The organism is Rhodococcus sp. NPDC019647 (assembly GCF_044389235.1).
GTDB lineage: Bacteria > Actinomycetota > Actinomycetes > Mycobacteriales > Mycobacteriaceae > Rhodococcus_F > Rhodococcus_F oxybenzonivorans.
The window spans coordinates 309,192-331,445 of the sequence record NZ_JBIRXS010000005.1; the positions used below are offsets into that span (position 1 = coordinate 309,192).

Sequence of the window (22,254 nt, forward strand, 5' to 3'; positions counted from 1 at the left end):
ATGGGCGACATTCCTCTCACCATCGCTCAGTACATCGAACTCCGCGGAGACATCGACCTCGACCTTCTGACCGAAGCCACCATCCGTTCCGGCCGGGAATTCGGCTCGGGCTTCCTCCGCCTCGTCGAGATCGACGGTGTGCCGCACCAGTACGTCGACAAGACGCTGGATGACGCCATCACGTACGTCGACCTCCGCGGCGAGGACGACTCCGTCGACGCTGCCCAGAAGTGGATGCGCGCCAATTACAGCGCTCCCGTCGACCTTCTCGAAGACCGTCTGGTCGTGGTCTACCTTCTGCACGTCGGTGAGAATCACTACTTCTGGTTCTGCCGCATTCACCACATCGCGCTCGACGGGTTCGGGGCGATGGCGCTCATCGCCCGGATCGCAGAGATCTACACGGCGCTGGTCGAGTCCACGGAGCCGCCTGCACCGCGCGCGGAAGACCTCGTCCGGATCGTCGAAGACGAGCAGCGTTACCGCAGCTCCGAACGGTTCGCGAAAGACAGGGAATACTGGGCCGAACGCACCGCGCACCTGCCGGAAGCGCCCAGCCTCGCCGGTCGCGCCGCGAAGGTGGGCAAGTTCGCGCGGCTCTCCTCCGAGGCACTGCCCGAATCGACCGCGACCTTGCTGGACGAGGCACTGGACGGGACGAACGCAAGTTCCGCTCCCGTCGTGGTGGCCGCATTCGCCGCCTACCTCGCCCACATGACCGACCGCACGGACGTCGTGCTCAGCCTCCCCGTCTCGGCACGCACCACCGCCACGCTGCGCCGCTCCGGCGGAATGGTGTCGAACATCGTGCCGCTCCGCCTTCAGATCACTCCGGAGATGACGGTTCCGGAGCTGGTCAAGAGTGTGCAGATCGAGCTGACGGGCGCTCTGCGCCGTCAGCGTTATCGGCACGAGGACATCCGCCGCGACGCCGGCGCGCCCCAGGGACAGCGCGGTTTCTTCGGCCCGTCCATCAACATCATGATGTTCCACAGCGAGATCAAGCTGGGCACCGTCACCGGACATCAGAATGTGCTCACGACGGGCCCGGTCGAAGATCTTTCCCTGAACATCTACCAGGGCGTCGCGGGCCACAAGATCCACATCGACTTCGAAGCCAACCCCAATCTGTATTCCGCGGACGAGTTGAACCGGCACCACAGCCGATTCTTCGACTTCTTCGAGCGGTTCCTCGGGGCCGGCGACGACGCGCCCGTGTCGGATCTGGCCCCGATGAGTTCCGAGGAACGTGAGCAGGTGGTGTCGGGCTGGAACGGCGAGGTCGTCACACCGCCGGCCGGAACGATCGTCGACCTGTTCGACGCCCAGGTCGCCCGAACCCCCGACGCGACGGCGCTGGTGTTCGAGGGGCAGGAGTGGACGTATCGCGAGTTCGACGCGCGCGTCAACCGTCTGGCCCGGGTGCTGATCGGGCGTGGTGTGGGACCGGAGACGAAGGTCGCCCTCGCGATCCGCCGCTCCCTCGACTCGATGGTGGCGATGTACGCGGTGGTCAAGGCGGGTGCTGCCTACGTCCCGCTCGACCCCGATCATCCAGCCGAGCGCACCGCCTACGTCCTCGACAGCGCCCGACCGCAGTGCATCCTGACGGTGACCCGGGACCGGTTGACACTTCCGCCCGGCCACGACGTGGTCGAGATCGACGCACTCGACCTCGAGAGCATCGACGCCGGCCCGATCCGTGATGCCGAGCGACTGGCGGACCTTCGGCCCGCCAATCCCGCCTACGTCATCTACACCTCCGGGTCCACCGGACGTCCGAAGGGCGTGGCGGTCGGCCACGGGTCCGTGCTGAATCAGGTCGCCTGGATCGCGGAGCGCTACCACCTCGACGCGAACGATGTCGTGCTGCAGAAAACCCCCACGACCTTCGACGTCTCGGTGTGGGAGCTGTTCGCACCACTCGTCTCGGGCTCACGCGTCGTGATCGCGGCGCCCGAGGGGCACCGCGATCCGGCATACCTCGCCGATCTGATCGCCCGCGAGAAGGTCACGGCCACCTCGTTCGTTCCGTCGATGCTCTCGGTGTTCACCTCCGAGGCCGGCCGGAACCAACTGGCCTCTCTTCGGCTGGTTCTCGTTGCGGGAGAGGCTTTTCCGCCGTCAGTGGCGGCTGCGTTCCGGGCACGATCCGACGCGGCGCTGCACAACTTGTACGGCCCCACCGAATTCACCGTGCACGCCACCGCAGGAGAAGTCGACCGCGAGGCCGTCCACACGGTATCCATCGGAACTCCCGTGTGGAATACCGAGGCGTACGTGCTCGACGGTCACCTGCGACCCACGCCCGTCGGGTCCGCAGGAGAGCTGTATTTGGCGGGGGCGCAAACCGCTCGCGGATACGAGGGCAGGCCCGACCTCACGGCAGAACGCTTCGTAGCCAACCCCTTCGGGGTTTCCGGGTCCCGGCTGTACCGTACCGGCGACCTGGTCAGGTGGCGGGTGGACGGCAGTATCGAGTACCTCGGCCGCACGGACTTCCAGGTCAAGGTTCGGGGCCTGCGGATCGAGCTGGGCGAGATCGAGGCCGCTATGTCCTCGTATCCCCATGTCGCGCAATCGGTTGCGGTGGTGCACGACAGCTCCCTGGGGCAGCGGCTGGTCGGCTATGTCGTCCCCGAATCCGGCTCGGACGTGGATGTCGCAGCGCTGATCGACCACGTCGGCCGCGCCGTTCCGTCCTACATGGTTCCCGATTCCGTCATGGTGATCGCCGAGATGCCGGTCGGGGCGAGTGGAAAACTCGACCGCAAGGCATTGCCCGAACCTGTCTTCGCGGCGGAAGCCAGTGAATACATCGCTCCCCGCAGCGCCATGGAGGAGTCGATCGCAGGCCTCTTCGCCGAGGTTCTGGGCGTTCCGCGCGTCAGCGTCGGCGACTCGTTCTTCGCGCTCGGCGGCGACAGCATCGTCTCGATTCAGCTGGTGTCCCGGGCCAAGGAAGCCGGCGTCCTCTTCACGGCCCGCGACGTCTTCGAGCGCAAGACCGTGGCCTCTCTCGCCGAGGTGGCCACCTCGGCCTCCGATTCCGCAACGGTCCACGTTCTCGAGGAACTGCCGGGTGCCGGTATCGGCACGATGCCGCTGACCCCGGTGGTGCACTGGATGACGGAACTGGGCGGCGACTTCCACAGCTTCTCCCAGTCCATTCTCCTCACGCTCCCGCCGAAGGTCGAGAGGCAGAGGCTGCTTCGCACCCTGTCGGCGGTCGTCGATCGCCACGACGCTCTTCGTTCCGTGTTGCGGCGCAACGACGCTGCGGATGTCTGGACGCTGCAGATCTCGCCGATCGGCTCGGTCGACGTCGACGAGCTCGTCGACCGGGTCGAGTTCACGGAGGGGCCGGGCAGCGACTCGTTCGAGGCGCTGGCGGCACACGCCCTCGAACGAACCGTCGACACCCTGGACCCCACCGCAGGCCGCGTGGTGCGGTTCGTCTGGTTCGTGCCCGCGGAGTTCGCAGCGGGCGGCGACGCCCCCGAGGGGATCGAAGCCGCGAGCGCCGAAGGCGAGGGCGAGGGCACGGAGCCGCAGTCCGGTCGGCTGCTCGTCGTCATCCATCACCTCGCGGTGGACGGTGTGTCGTGGCGGGTGCTGGTGCCCGACTTCGCGGCCGCGTGGTCGCAGATTTCGGCAGGGGCCGATCCGCTGCTTCCGGCGGTGGGCACGTCTGTGCGCCGCTGGGCGCACGGACTGTCCGACAACGCCAAAAGTGCACGGCGAGTTGCGGAACTGGGCTTCTGGCGCAACACGCTCGACGGCTCCGATCCGTTGATCGGCTCGCGGGCTCTCGACGGCCGCGACGTGGTCTCCACCACCGGTCGGGTTCGGCTCGAGGTCTCCGCCGACGTCACCGACGGTCTGCTGACCCACGTGCCGCGTGCGTTCCACGGTGGTGTCAACGACGGGCTGCTCACGGCGCTTGCCTTGGCGGTTGCTGCGTGGCGTGCGGAGCGCGGAATCTCCGAGTCGTCGACTCTGGTGCACCTCGAGGGTCACGGCCGTGAAGAAACGGTCCTGCCGGGAGCAGATTTGTCCCGGACAGTGGGCTGGTTCACCAGCATGTATCCCGTTCGGCTGGCGGCGCCAGTGGACGATCTGGGGGAGGCGCTCGCCGGTGGGAAGGCTGCGGGCACGGCGCTCAAGACCGTCAAGGAGCAGTTGGCGCAGGTGCCCGAGCACGGTATCGGCTTCGGCCTGCTGCGCTACCTGAACGCCGAGACGAGGTCGGTACTCGCCGATCTGCCCAGCCCGCAGATCAGCTTCAACTACCTCGGTCGCGTGTCGGTGGGCGACATCCCAGCGGCCCTGCGTGCGGCGGGCTGGATGCCCGACACCGACACCATGGAACTCACCGGCACCCGCAACAGCGAGATGCCGGTGCACTTCGCGCTCGACATCAATGCGATGATCGTCGATGTCGAAGGGGAGCAACGTCTTTCCGCCACAGTCGATTTTCCGCAGGGTGTGCTCACCACCGCCGAGGTGGAGGAGTTCACCGGGCTGTGGAAACGTGCGCTCGAGGCTCTCGTCGAGCACGCTCGGCGGCCGGACGCCGGCGGACGGACTCCCTCCGATCTCGATCTCGTACCACTGGACCAGCCCCGGATCGATGCGCTCGAGAGCAGCTATCCTGCGCTCGCCGACGTGTGGTCACTCGCCCCGCTGCAGGTGGGCCTGCTGTTCCACGCCGCGTTGGCGAGTAGCACCACCGACGTCTACACCACCCAGCTCGTCATGGACCTCGGTGGAACGGTCGACGTCGATCGCCTGCGCCGGGCCGCGGAAGCCCTCGTCGCGCGGCACCCCAACCTGCGCACCGCCTTCGTCCTGGACGAGGACGGCACCGGTATGCAGGTCGTCGTCGACCATGTGGACGTCCCGTGGACGCACGTCGATCTGCGATCGCTGCTGGAGGCAGACCGCGAAGCTCGAGTCGACGCGCTGATGCTCGCGAACCGGACGGACCGGTTCGACATGACGGCGCCGCCTCTCGTGCGTTTCCTGCTGGTGGAGACCGCGCCGGATCGGTACCGCTTCGCCGTCACCAACCATCACATCCTGCTCGACGGCTGGTCGTTGCCGGTCCTCATCCAGGACCTGCTGACCCTGTACGCGGTGGACGGTGAGGCTCTGGCGCTGCCACAGCCGCGCCCGTACCGGAACTACCTCGAGTGGCTCGCCACCCAGGATCCGCAGCAGTCCGTGGCCGCGTGGGCACAGGCACTGGCCGGCGTCGAAGAACCCACCCTTCTCGCGCCGGCGCACGAGGACACGGCTGCGACGCTCACCCCGGACGAACTCGTCGTGGACCTGCCCGACGAGGTGCTCGCGGCGATGACCGAACGCTCGCGTGAGCTCGGCGTCACCATGAACACCCTGGTCCAGGCGGCCTGGGGCATCGTGCTGGGTAGGCTGACCGGACGGGACGACGTGCTGTTCGGCACCACCGTTTCCGGCCGCCCGCCGCAGGTTCCCGGAATCGAATCGATGCTGGGCCTCTTCATCAACACCCTTCCCGTGCGGGTGCGGGTGCGCCCCGGCGACTCCGTTCGAACCCTGCTCGACCGGATCCAGCACGAGCAGACCGAGCTCCTCGACCACCACCACATCGGACTGACCGATATTCAGCAGGGCCTGGGTCTGAGCGCGCTGTTCGACACGTTGATGGTCTACGAGTCCTACCCACTCGACCGTGAGGCACTCACGCAGAGCAGTGACATCGAAGGGCTCCGCGTTCTCGACGTGACGTCCAACGACGCCACCCACTACCCGCTCGCCATCGTCGCGATGACGGACCCGCGCCTTCATCTGACCGCGAAGTTCCTGCCCGAGATCTTCGAATCCGCCCAGGTGCGGCAGATCATGGCACGGGTGGTCCGTGTTCTCGAGGCGGTGTCCGGCGACGTCGACACACCGGTCGCCCGCATCGACATCCTCGAGGGCACCGAACGTGCGTCGCTCCTCGCGGTGTCCGGCACCGAGGACGCCGAACAGCTTCTGTTGCCCGACATCCTGTCCGCGTCGGTGGCACTCGATCCCGAGCACCTCGCAGTCATCGCCGACGGCGCGACGCTGACGTACGCCGAACTCGACGAGCGGTCGAACCGGCTCGCGCGCGTCCTGATCGGGCGCGGTGTCGGTCCGGAAACTGCTGTGGCGCTGGGTATGACGCGTTCTCTGCACTCCGTGGTCGCCACCTGGGCGGTCGCGAAGACGGGGGCAGCGTTCGTGCCCGTCGATCCGCGCTATCCGGCTGAGCGGGTCGAGCACATGATCGCCGACTCCGGATCGATGCTGGGCCTGACCGTCGAGGCGCAGCGTGAGGGACTTCCCCAGAACCTCGACTGGCTGGTCCTCGACTCCGCCGAGGGCGATGCACTCTGCTCGCGGGAATCTTCGGCACCGCTGGCAGATTCGGAGCGTACCGCGCCGCTGCGGGCCCTCCATGTTGCCTACATGATCTACACCTCCGGCACCACCGGTCTGCCCAAGGGTGTCACCGTGACCCATGCAGGGCTGGCCAACTTCTCCGCCGAACAGCGCACCCATTACGGGGTCACTCCGGCAGCACGCACGCTGCACTTCGCGTCTCCGAGTTTCGACGCGTCCGTCCTCGAACTCCTGCTCGCCTTCGGCTGCGGGGCCACGATGGTGGTGGCGCCGGCAGACTTGTACGGTGGTGAAGAACTCCGCAGCTTCCTGGCTGAACACGAGGTGACGCACGCGTTCGTCACGCCGGCAGCATTGGCGTCGGTCGAACCGTCGGGGTTGGACCGACTCGGTGTCGTGGTGGTGGGCGGAGAGGCCTGCCCCCCGGAACTGGTGGAGCGCTGGGCTCCCGGCCGCCGGATGTACAACGGTTACGGTCCGACCGAGGCCACCGTGATGAGCAACGTCAGTAACGTGCTCGAGCCCGGCAAGCGGATCGAGATCGGCGGGCCGGTCTGCGGCGTCACCGTGTACGTCCTCGACGGGCAGCTGCGTCCCGTGCCGGTCGGTGTGGACGGCGAGCTGTACATCGCCGGACCTGGACTCGCTCGCGGCTACCACGACCGCTTCGGCCTCACGGCCGAGCGCTTCGTCGCGAACCCGTTCGGCAGGAACGGCTCTCGGATGTACCGAACCGGTGATGTGGTCCGGTTCGTCGTCGACTCCGAACATCGCGCCGGGTACGGCGTCGAGTACGTGGGCCGCAGTGACTTCCAGGTGAAGGTCCGCGGATTCCGGATCGAACTCGGTGAGATCGACGCTGCCCTGGTTCAGCATCCCGCTCTCGAGTTCGCGACCACGGTGGGCCGCACGATGCCCTCGGGCGCGACAGCGCTCGTGTCCTATGTGCTGCCGTCGGCCGGGAGCACGGTGGACGCCGCCGAGGTCACCCGATTCGTCTCCGGCACGCTGCCTGCACACATGGTGCCCAGTGCTGTTCTGGTGCTCGACGAGATTCCGCTCACCACCGCGGGCAAGCTCGACCGCCGGGCACTGCCCGAGCCCGATTTCGACGCGCTGCAGGGTGAGGTCGTCGAACCCCGAACGGCGGCAGAAGAATTGGTCGCCGGGGTTTTCGCCGAGGTACTCGGACTGTCGAAAATCAGTGTGGCCGAGTCGTTCTTCGACCTCGGCGGTAACTCACTCCTCGCCACCAAGGCGGTCGCGCGAGTGAACGCGGCAGCGGGAACACGACTGGGTGTGCGCGAGCTCTTCGAGGCGCCGACGGTCGAGCGCCTGGCTGTCTTGGTGACCGACGGCGCGGGTTCGGGGTCCGACCGGCCGGCGCTGGTCGCACGGCCGCGTCCCGAGCGGGTTCCGATGTCGATGGCCCAGCAGAGCATGTGGCTGATGAACCGGTACGACACGACGTCGTCGGCGTACAACATCCCGCTTGCGGTCCGGTTGTCCGGCAGCCTCGACATCGAGGCGATGTCGAGCGCCGTGTCGGATGTCCTCGCGCGGCACGAGTCACTGCGGACGGTGTTCCCCGACTCCGCCGACGGGCCGTACCAGCAGGTCGTCGACGTAGACCAGGTGCCGGTCGATCTGACGCCCGTGCCGGTGCGCGAGTCCGAGCTTCACTCGGTACTCACCGCATTCGCCACCGAAGGGTTCGACGTCACGGCGGCCCCGCCGCTGCGTATCCGCCTGTTCGCGACCGGCGACACGGAGTTCCTCCTCGTGCTGGTGATCCACCACATCTGCGCAGACGGTGCCTCGTTGGCTCCGTTGGCGCGGGACGTGATGGTCGCCTACAGCGCCCGGACAGCGGGTGCGGCTCCGCTCTGGCAGCCGTTGCCGGTGCAGTACGCCGACTTCGCCCTGTGGCAGCGCGAGGTGCTCGGCGATCCCTCCGACAGCACGTCCCTCGCGGCCGAGCAGATCTCCTATTGGGAGAACGCACTGGCCGGGGTACCGGAGCTGATCGACCTCCCTCGCGATCACGCGCGGCCTGCCCGTCAGTCGATGATCGGTGATTCCGTCGACTTCGTGATCTCGCCCGAACTGCGCAGCGGGCTCGAGAAGCTCGGCAGAGACCACGGAGCGTCACTGTTCATGGTGACCCACGCGGCGTTGACCACCTTGCTGGCACGATTGAGTAACAGCGACGACATCACGGTCGGCACGCCCCATGCGGCGCGAACCGACCAGATGCTCGACGATCTGGTGGGCATGTTCGTCAACACGCTCGTCTTGCGGGCCCGGGTCGACGCGGGTGACTCGTTCGCAGCGCTGATCGAACGGATCCGCGACAACGACCTCGCGGCGTTCGGGCATTCCGACGTGCCGTTCGAGAAACTGGTGGAAGCGCTGCAGATTCGCCGGTCCGCCTCGTATTCGCCGCTCTTCCAGGTGATGTTGGCGTTCCAGAACAACCGCCTGGAATCGCTCGAACTGCCCGGACTCACCGTACGGGTCATCGAGGACATGGCCGAGGGCGCCAAATACGACCTCACCCTGACCATGTCCGAGAAGGCTGATGACGAGGGCCGGCCGTCCGGCCTCGGCGGCCGCTTCACTTTCGCCACCGACCTCTTCGAACGGGAGAGTGTGGAGCGCATCACGCAGCGGTTCGTGCGGATCCTCGAGGCCGTCGTCGAGAACCCACTCGTCGCCGTAGGCGATATCGACATTCTCACCGAACACGAGAGAGCAAAGTTGAGCCAAGCACGACCTGCCCGCACGATGACGGTCCGCGAACTACCGCAGCTGCTGGCAGCCGCGGTGGACGTCGCGCCCGACGCCGTAGCCGTCGCACACGACGGCATGCAGGTGACGTACCGGGAGTTCGATGAACGCCTCCGGTTGATGTCTGCGCCGTTGGCTGAGCGGGGAATGGCTCCGGACGCGATCGTGTCCGTCGTTCTGTCCGGTCTGGTTCCGACCATCATGATGGCTCCGCCGTCGGAGGACGGGCAGGACGGTTTCGGAGCGATCCTGGACAAGGTGATCGCCGACGCGTACCGGCTTGTCGGCGACGCGGACCTCGAGAAGTTCGCGGCCGCACCTGCCGTCGTGGAGCCGGCCCCGGCGGACGCGGCGACGGCCCGGCTGGAGTCCCCCCTCGCGGCGTGGCAGGACAGCGTCGAACGCGACCCCGAGGCGATCGTGGTGGTCGCCGGGGGAGTATCGACCACGCGCGCCGAGCTGAACAGGCGCGCCAACCAGGTGGCCCGCGAGCTCGCCGAGCGGGGTATCGGCGACGACGACGTCGTCGCCCTGATCCTGCCTCGTTCACTCGACTGGGTCGTCGGCATGCTCGCGGTGTGGAAGGTCGGTGCCGCCTACTCACCACTCGACCAGGCATGGCCTCTCGAACGCATCGCGGGTCTCATCGACACCAGCGGAGCTCGCGCGGCGATCACGACGTCGTCGTGGCGCGAACTCGCACGGAAGCCGCTGGGCGATCGCGTCCTCGACACGGCCGTGGTCCTCGACGACCCGGACACCGTTCGAGCACTGGACTCCCGCGACGGAAGCGATCTCGCGTTCGACCCGTGGGTGGGCGACGAGGCGGGAGCACGTCTCGCCTACGTCATCTCGACATCGGGTTCGACGGGACGGCCGAAGCCGACGATGGTGCCGATGGCGGGTGTGCTGAACACCTACCGCTGGTACCGCGACGAGATGCGCATCGCCGAGGGCACCGGTGTTCTCGTGGCGAGCTCGCCGTTGTTCGACCTGACGCAGAAGAACGTGTGGGTTCCGTTGATGTCCGGCGGCGTCGTCCATCTGGCGGCCGAGGGCTTCGACCCCGCCGACATTCTGCGGCACCTCGCTATGGCGGACGTCCGCATCGTGAACATGGCGCCCAGCGCCTTCGAATTGCTGGCCGAACTCGACGCAGACGACACGATGGCGTCGCTCGACTGCGTGGTCCTCGGCGGTGAGCAGATTCGACCGGCCGCGTACGCCAAGCTGGTCGGACGAGGCGTCCGCCTCGTCAACTCCTACGGCCCGACGGAAGCGTCGGATGTCACCGCGTCCTACGAGCTCGACCTGACGGCTCCGGACGCCGAGGAAACCCCGATCCCCATCGGGTCGCCGCTGCCCGGTGCCGAGTACTACGTCTTGGACAAGCGTCTGCGTCCCGTCCCGGCCGGCGTGACCGGCGAGCTGTACATCGGCGGTGTCGTGGTCGGGCGCGGTTACGGCGGAATGGCCGATGTCACCGCCTCGCGCTTCGTCGCGAATCCCCGCGGGGATGCGGGCTCGCGCCTGTACCGCACCGGCGACCTCGTGCGCGAGCGCGCCGACGGAGAGTTGATCTTCCTCGGGCGCAGTGACTTCCAGATCAAGATTCGTGGCCTCCGGGTCGAACTCGGCGAGATCGAGTCGGCTCTGACGGCGATGGACGACATCAAGCAGTCGATCGTCGTGGTCTCCGAGCGTCACGGACTGCAGCGACTCGTCGGCTATGTCACCGCCGCAGCGGGTGCCTCCGTGACGGCTCACGACGTGACCTCGCGTCTGCGTGCGGTTCTGCCGTCGCACATGGTTCCCGATGCGCTCGTCGTCGTGGACGAGATGCCGCTCAACGCGAGCGGCAAGATCGACCGCAAGGCGCTTCCCGAACCGGAATTCGCCACCGATAATGCCGAGTTCGTCGCACCCCGCACACCGCTGGAGGAGGTCGTCGCCGCGGTCTTCGGTGACGTGATCGGTGTCGACCGCGTGAGCGTCGACGCGTCGTTCTTCGATCTCGGCGGTAATTCGCTGAGCGCCACACGCGTCGCGTCCCGTCTGTCGGCGGCGACAGGCGCCACCGTCGGCATGCGAGATCTCTTCGAAGTCCCCACTGTCGCCGAACTCGCCGACTTCATCGAGCGGCAGGACGGTGATCGGGCGCCCCGACCCGCCTTGGTCGCGCAGCAGCGGCCCGAGCAGCTTCCGTTGTCGCTGGCGCAGCAGCGCATGTGGTTCCTCAACCGCTTCGACCCGACCTCGCCCGCATACAACGTGCCCTTGACGGTCCGGTTCCGCGGTAATCTCGACGTCACCGCGATGGCGTCGGCTCTGTCCGACGTCGTGGCGCGTCACGAAGTCCTGCGAACCGTGTTCCCCGACTCCGATGCCGGCGCACACCAGGTCATTCTTCCCGCATCGGACGTCGACCTGGGTCTCGATCCGGTCGAGGTCGCCGAGTCGGATCTGACGGCTCGCCTGTTCGAGTTCGGCTCGCAGGGGTTCGACGTCACGGACACGCTCCCGATCCGCGCTCGCCTGTTCCGCATCGCCGCGGACGATCACGTTCTGGTCGTGGTGATGCACCACATCGCCTCCGACGGCGCGTCGACACTGCCGTTGGCACGCGACGTGATGGCGGCCTACGCCGCGCGTGTGTCGGGAGGGGAGCCGCAGTGGCCCGAACTCCCGATCCAGTACGCCGACTACGCGATCTGGCAGCGCGCTCTGCTCGGATCCGAAGACGACCCGCACTCGCTTGCGGCGCAGCAGATCGACTTCTGGGCGAAGACTCTGGCGGGTCTGCCCGACGTTCTCGAATTGCCGACCGATCGGCCCAGGCCGGCAGTGCGGTCGATGACGGGTGCCGCCGTCGATTTCACCATCGATGCCGACCTGCACCGCCGGCTGAGTGATCTTGCGCGCGAGCACAATGTCTCCTCGTTCATGGTGTTGCATGCGGCGCTGTCCGTGCTGCTGGCGCGCGTGAGTGCGGGTACCGACATTGCCATCGGCGCGGCGATTGCCGGCCGCGGCGAGGAGGCGCTCGACAACCTCGTCGGCATGTTCGTCAACACGCTGGTGTTGCGCACGCAGGTCGAGCCCGGTGCGTCGTTCACGGCTCTCCTCGAACACGTTCGGGAGCAGGATCTTGCAGCTTTCAGCCACCAGGACGTTCCGTTCGAGCAGCTGGTCGACGCCCTGAAGCCGACCCGGTCCACCGCCTACACGCCGTTGTTCCAGGTGGTTCTGACGCATCAGGTCAACGGAATTCCGTCGCTCGAGTTCGAGGGACTGGAAGCCGTTCCCGGTGCGGTCGACGTCGAGTTCAGCAAATTCGACCTCACCGTCGACCTGCAGGAGCAGTGGTCCGACGCGGGAGTGGCCACCGGCATCACCGGGTCGCTCGGGTATGCGACGGAAATTTTCGACTCGAGTACGGTTCACGGCTTCGTGGATCGCTTCCTGCGAATCCTCGAGTCCGTCGCGACCGACACAGACATTGCCGTGGGAGACATCCCCATCCTCGATCCGCGGGAGGCCGCTGAGCTGGCTCCGGTCCGAGGCGTCGAGGGAGCGGCGCCGCAGACGCTCGTGGAGTTGCTCGCGGGTGCCGTTGCCGCCGACCCGGACGGTGTCGCCGTCGTCGCGGGCAGCGAATCGATCACCTACCGGGAACTCGACGCACGCTCGAACCGCATCGCGCGGGCACTGATCGAGCGAGGGGTGGGCGCCGAGTCGTTCGTCGCCCTGGGCATTACCCGCTCGATCGCTTCCGTGGTGGGCATCTGGGCCGTTGCCAAGAGTGGCGGCGCCTACGTGCCGATCGACCCGAAGTACCCAGACGAGCGTATCGCCCACATGGTCACCGATTCCGGTGTGACGCTGGGGCTTTCCGTCGCATCTGAGCTCGACCGGCTGCCGGCCGGCGTCGACTGGCTACTCCTCGACGGTGACGACGCCGACGTCGCTTGGGCGCAGTACTCGGCGGCTCCGGTCACCGACGCGGACCGTCGTTCGTCGGTGACACCGGCGAACAGCGCGTACGTCATCTACACGTCCGGCACCACCGGGCAGCCCAAGGGTGTCGTCGTCAGCCACCGCGGTCTGGCGAACTTCGCTGCCGAACAGCGTGAGCGTTACCAGGTGACCACCGCGTCGCGGACCTTGCATTTCGCCTCGCCGAGCTTCGACGCGTCGGTGCTCGAACTGCTGCTCGCGGTCGGCGCCGGTGCCACTATGGTGATCGCCCCCACGGACGTGTACGGCGGTCCCGAGCTCGCGAAGTTCCTGCGCGAGAACCGGATCACGCACGGTTTCGTCACGCCCTCCGCCCTCGCGTCCGTCGACCCGGCGGGTCTCGACGACTTCCAGTTCGTGGTGGCCGGCGGCGAAGCGGTCCCGGCAGAACTCGCCGCGCGCTGGGCCCCCGGGCGTTCACTGTTCAACGGCTACGGACCCACCGAGACCACGATCATGACCAACATCAGCGACCCGATGTCCGCTGACGGCCCGGTCACGATCGGTGGCCCGATCCGGGGAACCAGTGCCCTCGTGCTCGATGATCGTCTGCGTCCTGTTCCGGTGGGTATCGCAGGTGAGCTCTATCTGTCGGGGCTCGGGCTGGCTCGCGGATACCACCGGCGTACGCCGCTGACCGCCGAACGTTTCGTCGCCAACCCCTACGGCGCACCCGGCGACCGGATGTACCGCACCGGCGACATCGTCCGATGGAAGCGGGACGAACGCGGTGTTCTGACGGCCGACTACGTCGGAAGGTCGGACCAACAGGTGAAGGTTCGCGGCTTCCGGATCGAACTGGGTGAAATCGATGCCGTCCTCGCGCGACACGAGTCGGTCGATTTCGTCACCACGTCTGCGTTGACCACCTCTTCCGGCGACGCCGCCCTGGTGTCCTACGTGCTGCCCGCGGCGGGACGAACTGTGGACCAGGCAGAACTGATGGACTTCGCGGGTGAGTTCCTGCCGTCGTTCATGGTTCCGGCCACTGTCATCGCTCTCGAATCCGTGCCCCTGACCCCTGTGGGCAAGCTCGATCGGCGGGCGTTGCCGGTTCCCGAAACGTTCGCCGTCACACGCGAATACCGCGCTCCGCAGTCACACATCGAGCAGACGGTGGCCGCTGTGTTCGCCGAGGTTCTCGGTGTCGAGCGTGTGGGGCTCGACGACGCCTTCTTCGAACTCGGCGGCAACTCGCTCATCGCTACCCGCGTCGTGTCCCGGATCAACACTGCCCTCGATACGGACATCGGTGTCCGCGAACTCTTCGAGGCTCCCACCGTCGGCGCTCTCGCGTCGCGGGTGGATGCGCGTGGCACCGGCATCGCCGCCCGCCCTGCTCTGGCACCGCGTCCGCGTCCCGACCGCATCCCGCTGTCGCTCGCGCAACAGCGGATGTGGTTCGCCAACCGCTACGATCCGTCCTCCCCGTCGTACAACATCCCGATGGCACTGCGCCTGTCGGGTGCTCTCGACGTCACAGCGCTGCAGTCCGCTCTCGCCGATGTGCTCGAACGCCACGAATCTCTCCGTACCCAGTTCCCGAGTTCCCCTGAAGGGCCGCACCAGGTCATCCGGCCGGCCGCCGAGGTGGATCTGAACCTCGGGGTGACGCACGTCGCCGACGAGTCGGAACTCCGCGATCGTCTGTTGACCGTCGCCACCACCGGGTTCGACGTCACCAAGTCCGTGCCGGTCCGCGCAGCGCTCTTCCGGGTGGGGGAGGCGGACTCCACCGAGCACGTTCTCCTCATCGTCATCCACCACATTTCCGCGGACGGCGGCTCGATCGCGCCACTGGCGCGTGACCTGTTCACGGCGTACAGCGCGCGGGTCGAGGGCTCCGCTCCGGCATGGGCGCCCCTCGCGGTGCAGTTCGCCGACTTCGCCCTGTGGCAGCGGGAGGTGCTCGGTTCGGAGGAAGATCCGGCGTCGCCGGCTGCCCGGCAGCTGGACTACTGGGTGAGCACGCTCGCCGATGCGCCCGAGCTTCTCGAGTTACCTCTCGATCGCCAGCGCACGCCCAACCGGGTTCCGCAGTCCGCGCGAGTCGAGTTCGAGTTCGGTCCTGACCTGAAAGCCGCCCTCGCGGAGGTCGCGCAGGCGCACCAGGCCTCCGTGTTCATGGTGGTACACGCGGCGTTCGCCGTACTGCTGGCGCGAATGAGCGGTACCGAGGACATCGTGGTCGGTACGCCCGTCGCCGGCCGCGGCGACGCCGCCCTGGACGATCTGGTCGGCATGTTCGTGAACACGCTGGTGCTGCGGACAGAGGTCTCGCAGTCGGCGACCTTCGCCGATGTGCTCGACAGCGTGCGCAACACGGATCTGGGTGCTTTCGGAAACACCGACATCCCCTTCGAAAGGCTCGTCGAGGCACTCGCCCCGGCGCGGTCGAACACCTACGCACCGCTCGTTCAGGTGACGCTGACCTTCCAGAACAACGAAGCGGCCAAGCTCGAGCTGCCCGGTCTGACGGTGACGGCACTCGACAACGATGCCAACCTGGCAAAGTTCGATCTCACCCTCGCCGTCGACGAGCAGGGCGCCGACGCGGACGGTCCGACGAAGGCGATGTTCAGCTACGCGACGGACATCTTCGACGAAGCGACGATCGAGGGCTACCGGTCTCGGTTCCTGGCGATCCTCGATGCGGTCGTGGCGCACAGTTCGGTGATCGTGGGTGACATCGACATCCTGTCGGCCGCAGAACATGCCGAACTCGGTGGCACTTCCAGCGACGCGGTGGAATCGCTGGGGTCGCACAGTGTCGCGGAAGAGCTCGCGACGCGGCCGTTGCCGGAGTTGCTCGATGCGGCAGCATCGATCAATCCTCACGGTATTGCGTTGTCTCACAACGGTAACGATGTGACCTACCGGCAATGGCACGAGAAGTCCGGTGAGCTGGCGCGTACGCTTGCGAGCGTCGGTGTCGGACCGGAGGCTGCTGTGACGGTGGCCTTGTCGACCTTGCTGCCGGGTCTGCTCGACGGAGCATCCGGTGAAGGTTTCGCGGATCAGTTCGCCGGCATGCTCGCGGGGGTGATCGCCGAAGCCACTTCTGCGTCGGATCGCCGCGCCGGTGCGCTTCCCGTCGACCTCGTGGAGTGCTGGTCGGAGCAGGTCCGGGCAAATCCGGACGCCCTTGCGTTGAAGGGGAACGGCCACGCTCTCTCCCGCCGGGAATTGAACGCCCGGGCCAATCAGCTGGCCCGTGAGCTGGCGTCCCGCGGTGTCCGTCCCGACGACGTGGTTGCCCTGGTGGTTCCCCGCTCGATCGAGTGGATCATCGGCATGCTGGCAACGTGGAAAGCGGGCGCCGCCTACGCACCGATCGATCCGGCCTACCCTGCGGAACGTATCGGCGCCATGCTCCACGACTGTGGTGCTCGTGCCGTCGTCGCCACGACGGCGTGGGCAGGCGCCGACGACGTCGAGGCCGACGTTCTCGTACTCGACGATCCCACCGTGGCATCGGAGTTGGCGGCACACGAGAACTCCGACCCGGTCAATCACTGGACCGAGGACGGATCCGGCGCTCGCCTGGCCTACGTCATCTCCACATCCGGTTCGACCGGTAGGCCCAAACCCGCGCTGGTGCCGATGGCCGGATTCTGCAACATGATGGTGTGGTTCCGCGGCCAACTCGCGCTCGAGCAGGGCGACGGCGTCCTGGTCTCCTCGGCACCCGGATTCGACCTGACGCAGAAGACGGTGTGGGGAACGCTGTCATCGGGTGGAGCGATCCACCTTGCGGTCGAGGGTTTCGAGCCCCAGTCGATTCTCCGTCAGATCGACGAGAACGAGTTGACGGTGGTCAACATGGCGCCCGGCGCCTTCGAGATCGTCGCAGAGCTCGAGCAGAACGAGGAACTTCGTAGCGTCCGCACCATCGCGCTAGGCGGTGAGGCGGTCAAGGCTGCGCCGCTGAAGAAGTTCCTCGACCGAGGAGTCCGCTGCCACAACAGCTACGGGCCTACCGAAGCGTCCGACATCGTCACGTCCTACGTCATCACACCCGAAGATGCGGTGTCCGATCAATTGCGGCTTCCCATCGGCCCCGCGCTCGACAACGTGGCGCTGTATGTTCTGGACGGCCGGCTCCGCCGGGTTCCCGACGGTATGACGGGTGAGCTCTATGTCGGTGGTATCGCGGTCGGCCGCGGCTACGGCAACATGTTCAGGATCACCTCCACGCGGTTCATCGCGGACCCGTTCGGCGCTCCCGGCACCAGGATGTACCGCACCGGCGACCTGGTGCGGCGCCGAAGCGACAAGAACTACGACTTCCTGGGCAGGACCGACTTCCAGGTCAAGATCCGCGGCCTGCGCATCGAACTCGGCGAGATCGAGTTCGCTCTGCTGGCGCACCCCGACGTGTCTCAGACAGTCGTCGTCGTCCGGGACACCCCGCAGGGACAGCGGCTCGTCGCCTACGCCGTGCCGGCTGCCGGGGATATCGATTCGCGGGAAGTCTTGTCCTCGCTCGCGAAGACACTTCCCGCGCACATGGTTCCCGACGTCCTCGTAGTCCTCGAATCCATGCCCCTGAACAACAACGGCAAAGTGGATCGTAAGCGGCTGCCCGAACCGCACTTCGACTCCGACGACCACGAGTACGTCGCTCCCCGTACTCCGCTCGAAGAGATCGTGGCCGGCGTCTTCGCCGACGTTCTCGGTATCGAACGGGCCGGCGCCACCGATTCGTTCTTCGACCTCGGTGGAAACTCCCTCAGTGCCACCCGGGTGGTGGCGCGTCTCGAAGAGGCTCTCGGCACGGAATTGACTGTCCGCTCGGTCTTCGAAAACCCGACGGTCGAGGGCGTTGCGGCCGTTGCCGAGCACTCGGCCGACGCCGACCGCGAGCGCCTGCCGTTGACCGCGGGGCCGCGGCCGGAACGAATCCCTCTGTCACTGGCGCAGTCTCGGATGTGGTTCATCAACCAGTTCGACACCGAGTCGGCGGCGTACAACCTGCCGATGGCGGTGCGTCTGCGGGGAAACCTCGACATCGATGCGCTGGGTGCTGCTCTCACCGACGTGGTGGAGCGTCACGAGTCGCTGCGCACCCTGTTCCCCGAGTCGCCCGATGGTCCGTATCAGGTGATACTTCCGACCGCCGAGGCCGTGGAGCAGTTGACCGTCGAGCCGACCACGGACGAGGCCGACGCCTATCGCCGAGCGCGTGCGCTCGCGAACACAGGTTTCGACGTCAGTCTCTCGGTGCCGTTCCGGGTCCGCCTCCTCCAGATGAGTGGAGGCGAGCACGTTCTGGTGCTCGTCGTCCACCACATTGCCGCGGACGGCGCCTCGATGGCACCACTGTTCCGGGACATGATGCAGGCGTATGTGGCCCGCGCCGGCGGTGACGCACCGGGCTGGGAACCACTGACCGTGCAGTACGCGGATTTCGCGCTGTGGCAGCGTGAGGTGCTCGGCGACGAATCCGACCCGGATTCGATCGCGTCGCGCCAGGTCGACTACTGGCGTCACGCACTTGCCGACCTTCCCGAGTCGCTCGAACTTCCCACCGACCGCCCGCGTCCGCCCGTGCAGTCGCTGCGCGGGGCGACGTTCGACTTCGACATCGACCCGGACACGCATCGCGCACTGGCGGCGCTCGCCCGCCGGCACAACGCGAGCATGTTCATGGTCGTGCATGCCGCGTTCGCCGTACTGCTCGAGCGGCTCAGCTCGAATACCGATCTCGCCATCGGCACGCCTGTCGCTGGCCGCGGCGTGCGTGAGATCGACGAGATGGTCGGCATGTTCGTCAATACCCTCGTCCTGCGTAGTTCGGTGAATCCGGAGTTGCGGTTCCTGGAGCTGCTGGCGCAGGTTCGGGAGACCGACCTCGAGGCATTCGCACACGGAGACATTCCGTTCGAGCGGCTCGTCGACGTGCTCAACGTCCCCCGTTCCACCGCCCACCAACCGCTCTTCCAGGTTGCCCTGGCGTTCAACAACACCGGTAGCTCGGCTCTCGAGTTCCCCGGCCTCGAGGTCTCGGTCCTGGAGACCCCGCTGGATGTCGCGAAATTCGATCTCCAGCTCAGTGTGGGTGAGCGTTACGTCGACGGGGGAGCGGCAGGCATCGTCGCGTCGTTCAACTACGCGACCGATCTGTTCGACGAGCGGACGGTGCAGAGGTTCGCCGATCGGTTCGTCCGGATTCTCGGAGCGGTGGCGACCGAGCCGGACGTGATTCTCGGCGACATCGACATTCTCGACGCGGCCGAGAAGGCTGCCATCGCACCTGTGCGCGGTCCCCGGTCACTCGAACCGCGGACACTGCCCGAGCTGCTGCGTTCGGGCGTGGACCTCGCACCGGATTCGGTGGCGCTGTCCTTCGAGGGCCGCGAGCTCACCTACCGCGAACTCGACGAGCAGTCGGACCGGTTGGCGCGCGTGCTGATCGATCGGGGAGTGGGGCCGGAGAACTACGTGGCGCTCGCCATCACCCGTTCCGTGGAATCGATCCTGGGAATCTGGTCGATCGCGAAGGCGGGTGGCGCATACCTGCCCGTCGACCCGAAGCTTCCGTTCGAGCGCATCAACGAGATGCTGTCCGATTCGGGTGCTGTCCTGGGTCTCACGGTCGATCGTCATCGAGACGACCTGCCGGACACGGTGTCCTGGATGGTCCTCGATGCTCCCGAGTTCGCCGACCAGACGCGTACGGTGTCGGCGGCTCCGGTATGCGACGCCGATCGTCGCCGTCAGCTGACCGTCGATCACCCGGCGTACCTGATCTACACGTCCGGCTCGACGGGCAAACCGAAGGGCGTCGTGGTCACCCACCGCGGTCTGGCGAACCTCACCAGCGAGGTTCGTGAGCACTACGTCGTGTCGCCGAGTTCGCGTTTCCTGCACGTGGCGTCGCCGAGCTTCGACACCTCGGTCGGTGAGATGCTCGCCGCGTTCAGTGCCGGCGCCACTCTGGTGATTTCACCCGCGGACGTGTACGGCGGCGACGAGCTCGCCGACCTGATCCGCCGTGAGCAGGTCAACAACGTCGTCATGACGCCGACCGCACTGATGACCGTCGATCCCGAGGGACTCGACTCCGTGCGGTCCGTCGTGGTCGGCGGCGACACGTGCACACCGGAACTGGTTGCCCGATGGGCGCCCGGCCGCGAGATGCGCAACGCCTACGGGCCGACCGAGACCACGGTGATCGTCACGATCACCGAACCGATGGTGGCCGGGGAACGGGTGACGATCGGTAAGCCGTTGCGCGGTGTCGAATCACTCATCCTGGACTCCCGCCTGCGCCCGGTGCCCGAAGGCGTTCCCGGCGAGCTCTACATCTGTGGACCGTCGGTGACCCGCGGATACCACAACCGTCCGGCGGTCACGTCGGAGCGGTTTGTTGCCAACCCGTTCGGCGAGCCCGGCTCGCGTATGTACCGCACCGGAGACGTGGTGCGGTGGGCGGACGACCACCGCGTGGAGTACGTCGGCCGGTCCGACTTCCAGGTGAAGGTTCGTGGGTTCCGCGTCGAGCTCGGTGAGATCGACGCCGCACTGGCGGCCCAGCCGGACATCGAGTTCGCCGTGACCGTGGGCCGGGAGAACCCCGCGGGCCTGACGACCCTCGTGTCCTACGTCCTGCCGGTCGATGGTGCGACGGTGGATCCGGAATCGCTGAAGACGGTTGTCGGCGAAACCCTTCCGCCGTACATGGTGCCGTCGGTGGTGATCCTGCTCGACGAGATCCCGTTGACCGGAATCGGCAAGCTGGACCGCGCGCGCCTGCCCGAGCCGGAGTTCGTGTCCTCGAGTGCAGAGTTCCGCGCACCGTCGACACCGGCCGAGGAAACCGTCGCCACGATCTTCTGCGAGGTCCTCGGTCTGTCCGCGGTGAGCGTGGACGACAGTTTCTTCGACCTCGGCGGCAACTCGCTCAGCGCCACTCGCGTCGTGTCCCGGGTGGGGCAGGCGTTCGGGCTCCGGGTGGGCGTCCGGGAGTTGTTCGAGGCGCCGACCGTGGCCTCGCTCGCCGTCCGCATCTCGGCCACTGCCACCAGCGACGAGGTTCGACCCGTGCTCGGGCCACGGAAGCGGCCGGATCACATTCCCCTCTCCCTCGCGCAGTCGCGAATGTGGTTCATCAACCGCTTCGATCCCGAGTCGGCGGCCTACAACATCCCGTTGGCGGTCCGGCTGACGGGCGCCCTCGACGTGGAGGCGCTGCGGGCCGCGGTGTTCGACGTCCTCGAACGGCATGAATCACTGCGGACCACCTACCCGGATTCCGCGGACGGACCCCATCAGGTCATCCTCCCCGCCGAGCAGGTACCGGTCGATCTCGCGCCGGTTGCCGTGACGGGCGACGAACTACGCACCCGCCTGGTGGAGATGGCCACCGCGGGATTCGATGTGACCGCCGACGTGCCCCCGATCCGGATGCGGTTGTTCGAGACTGCCCCTCAGGACTACGTGCTCGCGCTCATCGTGCACCACGTGTCCACCGACGGCGAGTCGACGGCACCGTTCGTGCGCGACGTCATGGTGGCGTACGCGTCCCGTGCAGCGGGACGGGAGCCGGGCTTCGGTCCGCTTCCCGTGCAGTACGCCGACTATGCGATCTGGCAGCGCGAACTGCTGGGCAGCGAAGACGATCCGCAGAGTCTCATCTCGGCACAGCTCGACTTCTGGAAGAAGGCGCTGGCCGGTGTGCCGGACCTTCTCGAGCTTCCGCTCGACCGCCCGCGTCCGCCCGTGCAGTCGCTGCGCGGAGCGAGGGTCGATTTCACGATCGACGCGGCGCTGCACCGAGGCCTGGCGGCGCTCGCCCGAGGGCACAACGCCAGTGTGTTCATGGCCGTCCACGCGGCATTCGCGGTGCTCCTGAGCAGGCTGTCGGGCACCGAGGACATCTCGGTCGGAACGCCGATCGCCGGCCGCGGTGAGCGTGAACTCGACGACGTCGTCGGCATGTTCGTCAACACCCTCGCCCTGCGCGTGCAGGTGGACGACGGGCAGAGTTTCGACGAGATCCTCGACCGTGCACGTGAAGCGGACCTCGAG

1 protein-coding gene (cut by a window edge) is annotated in these 22,254 nt (G+C 67.1%); it reads left to right on the forward strand.

What is annotated here, in order from left to right; all coding sequences use genetic code 11:
- On the forward strand, positions 1-22,254 hold the 5' portion of the coding sequence (locus ACH49N_RS14035; protein ID WP_397504592.1) for a non-ribosomal peptide synthase/polyketide synthase. 11,523 nt of this gene lie beyond the right edge of the window; 22,254 of the gene's 33,777 nt are visible here — the first part of the coding sequence; it begins with the start codon at positions 1-3; the stop codon falls past the right edge of the window.